At 57.8% G+C, this 6,902-nt stretch carries 8 protein-coding genes; 5 read left to right on the top strand and 3 right to left on the bottom strand.

Annotated elements, in window-relative coordinates:
• Positions 1-233 precede the first annotated feature (233 nt).
• Positions 234-842: a hypothetical protein gene (locus WA354_RS04065; protein ID WP_472811732.1), complete on the top strand. Its 609-nt coding sequence runs from the start codon at positions 234-236 to the stop codon at positions 840-842.
• On the opposite strand, the gene WA354_RS04060 is transcribed toward WA354_RS04065, so the two are convergent.
• Together WA354_RS04060 and WA354_RS04055 are read right to left on the bottom strand one after the other, a co-directional pair.
• Positions 829-1,668 carry a hypothetical protein gene (locus WA354_RS04060; protein ID WP_472811731.1) on the bottom strand — a complete coding sequence of 280 codons (840 nt, stop codon included), beginning with the start codon at positions 1,666-1,668 and terminating at the stop codon, positions 829-831. The genes WA354_RS04065 and WA354_RS04060 overlap by 14 nt on opposite strands.
• Positions 1,669-1,976: 308 nt before the next feature.
• Positions 1,977-2,693 (bottom strand): GNAT family N-acetyltransferase, encoded by a 717-nt coding sequence (locus WA354_RS04055; protein ID WP_472811730.1) that lies wholly within the window; start codon positions 2,691-2,693, stop codon positions 1,977-1,979.
• 196 nt (positions 2,694-2,889) lie between these two features.
• On the opposite strand from WA354_RS04055, the gene WA354_RS04050 reads away from it, so the two are divergent.
• From WA354_RS04050 to WA354_RS04035, 4 genes are all read left to right on the top strand, one after another.
• Entirely contained in the window at positions 2,890-4,026 is a 1,137-nt protein-coding gene (locus WA354_RS04050; protein WP_472811729.1) for a citrate synthase, read from the top strand.
• A 384-nt stretch (positions 4,027-4,410) separates the two neighbouring features.
• A complete protein-coding gene (locus WA354_RS04045; protein ID WP_472811728.1) occupies positions 4,411-4,896 on the top strand; it encodes a hypothetical protein in 486 nt (161 codons plus the stop codon).
• A 93-nt stretch (positions 4,897-4,989) separates the two neighbouring features.
• Positions 4,990-5,496, top strand: a complete 507-nt coding sequence (locus WA354_RS04040) for a DUF302 domain-containing protein (RefSeq protein ID WP_472811727.1) — start codon at positions 4,990-4,992, stop codon at positions 5,494-5,496.
• 65 nt (positions 5,497-5,561) lie between these two features.
• Positions 5,562-6,269, top strand: coding sequence for a DUF2306 domain-containing protein (locus tag WA354_RS04035; protein ID WP_472811726.1), 708 nt, complete (start codon positions 5,562-5,564; stop codon positions 6,267-6,269).
• 175 nt (positions 6,270-6,444) lie between these two features.
• Here WA354_RS04035 and WA354_RS04030 read toward each other — a convergent pair.
• Positions 6,445-6,902: NUDIX domain-containing protein (locus tag WA354_RS04030; RefSeq protein WP_472811725.1), on the bottom strand; the 458-nt coding region annotated here is incomplete at its 5' end.

The following is a 6,902-nucleotide window of genomic DNA, read 5'->3' as shown; positions in this document are numbered from 1 at the left end:
GCGCTGGTATCTCGGCGGAGATGTCATTGCGGCTATCGCAGGCTCTTGGAACTCACGCTGGATTCTGGGCTGGTCTCCAAATGGACTATGACCTCTGGCATGCAAGCCGCAAACCTAGGCCGAAGATCCAACCATTTCGCAAGGCCGCGTAAGCTTAGCTTTTCGTCTTAAGTCGTCGCGCGTTGGCGCTTCTCTAGTCCGTGTGGCGCCATTGGCGCTAAGATAGGTGCGTCATGAGCTTGCTACAACAAGAATCAAAGGATCTGGCCGCCGGCGAGTCCTACACCAGGGGCACCAGCCATGTAGTCATCGCAACCGTGGTCGCCACTGTGCTGGTCTCGATCGCGGTGGCGGTCTACATATTCATGGGCGAGAAGCCTCCCGCCTCAGCCGGCGAGATTCTCGATGTCTGGGTGCATCCGATGCATACCGAAAGCTCCGGCTGGGATGCCAATGGCGCTGCAATTCCGAAGGAAGAGATCGACCAGGTCCTGCTCTTCACGCACGTGCGCCTGCACAACCAGAGCAAGCAGCCGATCTTCCTGCACCAGATTGTCGCCAATGCCACGCTGGCCGACGGCATCCACTCCAGCTACGCCGCCACTCCGACGGACTTTGAGCGTATTTTCAAGGCGTACCCGCAGCTCATGCAGTGGCATGCCACTCCCATCTCGCCCGATCTCACCATCCAACAGGGCGAAACAAAAGAAGGCACATTCGCTTGTTCGTTCCGCATGACGAAGGCTGACTGGGACTCACGCAAGAGCCTGGACTACTCGTTCAACTTCCAGTACCTGCCGTCCCTGACCCTGGCACCCAAGGGTCCCATTACTGAACGCTAGGCGGAGCGGGCGCACCCTTCGGCGTGGACAGATAACCCGAGACCGTGTTCTTGGATCCGATGGTGTTCACCACAATTTCGTACAGTGCCGGGTCCTTTCCGCTGTAGAACTGCAGCGGCTCGTCCACGTTCCGGTCTTTCTTTTCATAGCTCCGGTCGTCCGCGTAGACCACCACGGTAAAGCGGCTCTTCTTCATGTCCGCCTTCTTTAGCTCCAGGCTGACAGTACCCACTGGCTTCTTCTGTCCCTTGGTCAGCGTGAACTCGTAGTAGTTGCGGTCGCCCTTGTGTTTCAGCACTTCCAGTTCAGTGCCGTTGCGCGCGATCAAGCTGGCGTGATTACTCAAGTCGCCCTTCATCGAGGTGAGCTGGCTCACAGCGGTCGCAAGATCCCCCTGGGTCTTGGTGAGATCGGTCTTGACCCCGCCAACATCAGTCTTCACGCTTGAGACGTCACTCTGCACCGCGGTGACCTGCTGCGCCGTCTGCTTCTGCGCGGTTTCCAACCTCTTGTTCTCCGCAGCCTCGCGAGCGACAATCTGCTCGGCGCGCGCGTCCATCTGCTTCTGCGTCATCCCAAGGCTCTTGCCCAGTTCGTCCGTGGCCACGCGCAGGCGCGCATTGGTCTCGCGCAATTGCGCATCCAGCTTGGCATTCTGCTGATTAGCCTCAGACAGGGCTGCTTCCTGCCGCGTGATGCGGTTGCTCAGGGCATAACTCCAGACCAGGCCGCCCAGCGCTGCCAGCACCGCCACAGCAATCGCGCCCAGCAGCGCACCGCTATACGAAGGCGTCGTCTCCACAATCGTGGTTCTCTCGTCGCTCATGCTTCCCTTCTCCTCAGGAGCAGTTCTCATGGAACTGGCTCCCCGCAATCCTTAAGCGCGGGCTCTCATCTGTCTTAGACCCGATTCGCCAATCATTCGCAACCACAGTGCAAACGCTCAATTCTCCGCAAATCCCAGATCCGGCAGCGACATCAGCACATACTCACAAACGCTGATTCAGTGGGTCAGGGAAGGCTACAGAGACTATAGAAGAATCGGGCCGGTTTTGGCGAAATTGCTGCGTAGCCCCGACCCACCTGTATAACTTGCGTCCGGCACGCGGTGCTCCCCTTCGATTGAACTCGAATTCACAACTTTCCGCAGAGGATGTGCGCGCACGGTACGAACCCCGCCTTCTGCAACGTTTTACGCGACGCCACGTTATCAGTATTGCAGCGAGCGCACGGCACGCTTCCGCCTTCCCGGCAAATCCGCTTCAGTTCCTGCACCAGGTATGTGCCAAATCCGCGTCCCCGGAACGCCTCCGCAACTTCCATCCAGATATCCCCATACGGCCGGTTGTAGTGGTAGAGGATCCCACCGGTCGCGGCGACCTCTCCGCCAACCTCCAGCAGCATCCAATCGCCCTCGTCCTCGCGTTTGCGCAGAACCGCACCCGGCACGCGATACGCGGTGGTCAACTTGTCTTCAAAGACGATCTTTTCGCTAAATACATCGCGCGCCCACGTGTGCAGCATCGCCGTCAGCATCACGTCGTTGGTCTGAGTTTCGATTGCATTTGCTCCGCTCGCCGACTTGAGTGCATCAAAAGCCTCAAAAAACCGCGAACGCAGCTTTTCCAGGACATAGAACTCGAAGACGGTCCGCGTCCCGGCCCAGGGGCCACCCACCACGATTGACCCGTATCCGGCGACCTCGCCAGCCAATTCAATGAGGTAGGGTACCGTCCAACCGTCCCGCAGATGCAGGGAATCATGAACGATCTGGCAGTTCATCTCGCGGCGGTAAAGCTCGCGGCAAGGCAGGATCTCCCTCACCTCCACCGGCCTCACCGTGAATTCCATCGCACTAAACCAGCGTCATCATAACGTGATAACAGACCAAAGTACGACACTGTCGTTCACCGTGACCGTGACAACCCACGAAGCACTCGTTTATAAAGAGCATTACCGCTCATTTCGCCGGGCTCCGCTTGAAGTCCACGCGAAGGCAGGAAGCGCATCGATTATAGCCACCCAAAAGAGGGGAGTTTCAAAGGTTATGTCCACTGTTGTCGCTGGGAAAGGTCTCGAAGGAATTGTTGCCGCCAATTCCGGAATTTGCTTCATTGATGGAGAAGCGGGCGTTTTAGCCTACCGCGGCATCGACATCCACGAGCTCGCCGAGCGCTCCTGTTTTGAAGAGACCACTTACCTGCTGTGGAACGGCCGCCTGCCCAGCGAACTCGAACTGCGCGAATTCTCCTCCCAGCTCGCGCTGGCACGCTCCCTCGACCAGCGCATCGTGGAGATGCTTCGCACCTTCCCCACCTCGGCCACGCCCATGGAAGTGCTGCGAACTGCCGTGTCGGCGCTGAGTTTTTACGACGCCGACGAAAAAGACAACTCGCATGACGCCAATGTGCGGAAGGCCTACAACCTTACCGCGCAGATCGCCATGATCGTTGCCATCTACGATCGCATCCGCAAGGGCCTCGAAGTTATTCCTCCCGATCGCTCCTTGACCCACGCCGGCAACTTTCTATGGATGCTGAATGGCGTCAAGCCCAGCGAGACTGCAACCCGTACTCTCGACATCGCACTCATCCTGCACGCCGATCATGAACTGAACGCCTCCACCTTCGCCGCCCGGGTCATCGCGGCCACCCTCTCCGATATTCACTCGGCCGTCACCGGAGCGATCGGCGCACTCAAAGGCCCGCTGCACGGCGGAGCGAACGAAGCTGTGATGCGCCTTCTCTACACCATCGACAAGGCTGGCGCAGATCCGGTCGATTACGTGAAGAACATGCTCGCCGCCCGGCAGAAGATCTCCGGCTTCGGCCACCGCGTCTACAAGACTGAAGACCCGCGTGCCACGCACCTGCGCCGTATGTCAGAGCAGCTTGGCAAAGACTCCGGCCACCCCAAGTGGTTCGAGATGTCGCGCGCCATCGAGCTCTACATCAACAAGGACAAGAAGCTCAACGCCAACGTTGATTTCTACTCCGCTTCAACCTACGCGACGCTGGGCATCGACATCGATCTTTACACGCCGATCTTTGCCATAAGCCGCATGGCCGGCTGGGCCGCGCACGTCATCGAGCAGCTCGACGACAACCGCCTCATCCGCCCGCGTGCAGACTACATTGGCCCTGTCTACCCGTCACCGTATATCGAGCTTGCCGACCGGCCATAGGCGTCAGGAAGTAGCGGAGGCCTTCAGAGCCTGCGCGGAAAACTCGTTCTCACTCAGGTCTTGTAACAGGGCATGACTTTCAGTCATGCCGAAAAAACAGATAAGACGCCGGGCTTCAGCCCCTGAGGGACCTTTCTCCCCTCATTTTCAGGCCCGTGAAATTCGCGAGATAACAAATCGGCCTTCAGTTCCTGCACCATCCCTCTGTTCTTGCCGCAGTCAGTATGCTAGTCTTCTGCTCTCGAAGTCTCCCCAGGCCTGAGTAGGTCAGGCTCTTCGGAAACAATCGGACCAACAGACCAAATCCCTCCGTCACGCCCTTTGTATTGAAATCCCAGTCGAACCAGGGCCCATTCTTCAAGCTTTGTGAAAGGAGACACCATCATGATTCTTGGCATGAGCCTGAAAGCGTTCACTCTCCTACATGTCTACATCAGCCTGATTGCTATTGGTGCCGGTTTCATTGTTGTCTACGGCATGATTGCCGCGAAACGCATGTCGTTGTGGACCAACGTATTTCTCTTCACTACCGCGTTGACCAGCCTGACGGGGTTTCTCTTTCCCTTTAAGGGAGTCACCCCCGCCATTGTGCTTGGAATCCTCTCGCTTGTGGTGCTGGTGGTGGCGATCATTGCGCGCCGACGCAACGATACCAGCGGCGCCTGGCGAGGAACCTACGTGATCTCGTCAATCCTGGCGTTCTACTTCAATTTCTTTGTCCTGATTGTCCAGTCTTTTGAGAAGGTCCCGGCTCTGCATTCGCTGGCGCCGACGCAGACGGAAATGCCCTTCAAACTCGCTCAACTCGTCGCACTCGTGCTCTTCGTCGCGCTCACAACCGTGGCATTCAAGAAGTATCGTCCCGCGTAAGATAAGCGTGGTGCCCCAGGTCTGGATTTTCAGCCCTGGGAGTCGTCTCAAAACTCCCTGCGCCTCTTCGAATCGGCTCGACATCCAACCTACATGTTGAACCTGAGAATCACCGTCGAACGCCGTGTCGTGGTCTCTTCCCGCAAATTTGACGATGTGCTCACATCCATCGACGCCGCAGTAGGACATCCAGACTTGCATGCATTCTGGAAAGAAATCGTCGCCACTTCAACGTACGCAGAGATGGAAGCAGCCGTCCAACGCGCCATCGGTTTTTCCGGCTTCATGGAGTTCACGCGCTTCGATCACGGCCAGTTTCTGAAGAAGACACACAGCACTGCCGCAGCTAATGTGACGCAGAGAATCGTCCGTATCGTGCTCGGAAATCCCGCGATCATGATGGCGATGGCCAGGCACGTTCACGACGCCGGCTCCTACGCACCCGTCACTCTCCTCATTGATGAACGCGAAGACGGAGTGCAGCGATCCTACGACACCATGGCCAGCTTTCTTGCCAGCTATGAACAGCCCGACGCCCTCCGCGTTGCACGTGAACTCGACGCCAAGGTCGAAGCCCTCATGACCTCCGCCGCCGGATAGATGCCATGAAAAAAGCCTGAACCACGGAACTGGCCCCATCGTATACAGCACTACGGAGCGGCAGAATGTCCCCTTCCCCGGTCCTAGCCCTGCATATCGTGAGCGGTACCGTCGGCGTTCTGACAGGCGCCGCGACGCTGTCTCTGCCCAAGGGCTCGCGCTGGCACCGTCGCACTGGCGACATCTTTGTCATCGCCATGCTGAGCCTGGCCCTGACCGGAATCGGAATGGCCATCGTGAAGTCGCAGCCAGGCAACATTCTGGGAGGCTCGCTTACCGCCTACCTCGTCTCCACTGGATGGTTGACGATGCGGCATCGAGAGATCCGCATCGGGATCTTCAATTGGGCCGCTGCCGCGTTTGGCTCAGCAATCGCGATCACTCTCCTTACGCTCGCCGCAGCAGCAGCGAAAACCCCGTCTGGAATGGTCTTTGGATATCCGCCCGGCCCGTACATTCTAATGGGAACTGTGGGATCGCTCGCTGCGATTGGCGACGCCCGTTTGGTGGTGAGTCGCGCGCTCTCCGGCAGGCAGAGACTTGGGCGTCACCTGTGGCGTATGTGCTTTGCCTTGTTCATCGGTACTTCCTCCATTTTCCTGGCGCGCCCCTATCTTTTCCCGGCGTTCATGCGAACTACGGGGATCCTGTACATGCTCACCTTCTTCCCTTTGGTACTGATGATCTTCTGGCTCTTCCGCGTCCGTCTGGCCAAGGCATACGGGAACAGACTTGCTGCGGGCCGAGGGGATACGCCGGTAGCACAGACATGATCGATGGCCATCGCTTCAAGAGGCCGTCTCATCGGTTTTCAGTTAAGTATTACGTCGAATATTGCAGTTTTTGTGTATCGTTCAACCGGACACGGCCGCCGCATTCATCCTGCATCTACATGAAAACAGGGAATTTCTTTGCAGAATATGGGTGGGGGCGTACCAGAGGTCCCGCTTATCCCTTGCTCTTCCAACTCAGATAGAGTCCCCACGCCGCCAGCGTTGAAGTGTCGCGGATGGTGCCATCGAGCATCATTTGTTCAAACTCTTCAAGCGATTTGGTATGGATGACCAGGTCGTGCTCCTCGTCATCGGGTTCGCGCTCTTTCATGGTCAGGCCGGTCGCGAGAAATACATGCTGTTTCTGCCGGCAGAATCCATATGCGATCCACATGAAGCCGAGGCAGGTCATCTCAGTGGCGTGCAGGCCGGTCTCTTCTTTCAGCTCTCCGCGCGCGAGTTCTTCGGGATCGACATTTGCCGTCTCCCATCCGCCTTGCGGAAGTTCGAGCGCGCGCTCCTGAATGGTGTAGCGAAACTGCTCGACGAGCCAGACGCGCCCGTCTTGGATGGGGAGGATAATTGCGCAGTCGTCCTTGTCAACGACGCTGAAGATGCCCTCCTTGCCGTTGG

The organism is Occallatibacter sp., assembly GCF_049802275.1.
GTDB lineage: Bacteria > Acidobacteriota > Terriglobia > Terriglobales > Acidobacteriaceae > Telmatobacter.
The sequence above is the reverse complement of the archived record's forward strand: the minus strand, read 5'-3'. Positions and strand labels throughout refer to the sequence as shown.

Coding starts and splice junctions, on each gene's coding strand:
- WA354_RS04065 (WP_472811732.1), top strand. CDS start 234: ATGAGCTTGCTACAACAAGAATCAAAGGATCTGGCCGCCGGCGAGTCC.
- WA354_RS04060 (WP_472811731.1), bottom strand. CDS start 1,668: ATGAGCGACGAGAGAACCACGATTGTGGAGACGACGCCTTCGTATAGC.
- WA354_RS04055 (WP_472811730.1), bottom strand. CDS start 2,693: ATGGAATTCACGGTGAGGCCGGTGGAGGTGAGGGAGATCCTGCCTTGC.
- WA354_RS04050 (WP_472811729.1), top strand. CDS start 2,890: ATGTCCACTGTTGTCGCTGGGAAAGGTCTCGAAGGAATTGTTGCCGCC.
- WA354_RS04045 (WP_472811728.1), top strand. CDS start 4,411: ATGATTCTTGGCATGAGCCTGAAAGCGTTCACTCTCCTACATGTCTAC.
- WA354_RS04040 (WP_472811727.1), top strand. CDS start 4,990: ATGTTGAACCTGAGAATCACCGTCGAACGCCGTGTCGTGGTCTCTTCC.
- WA354_RS04035 (WP_472811726.1), top strand. CDS start 5,562: ATGTCCCCTTCCCCGGTCCTAGCCCTGCATATCGTGAGCGGTACCGTC.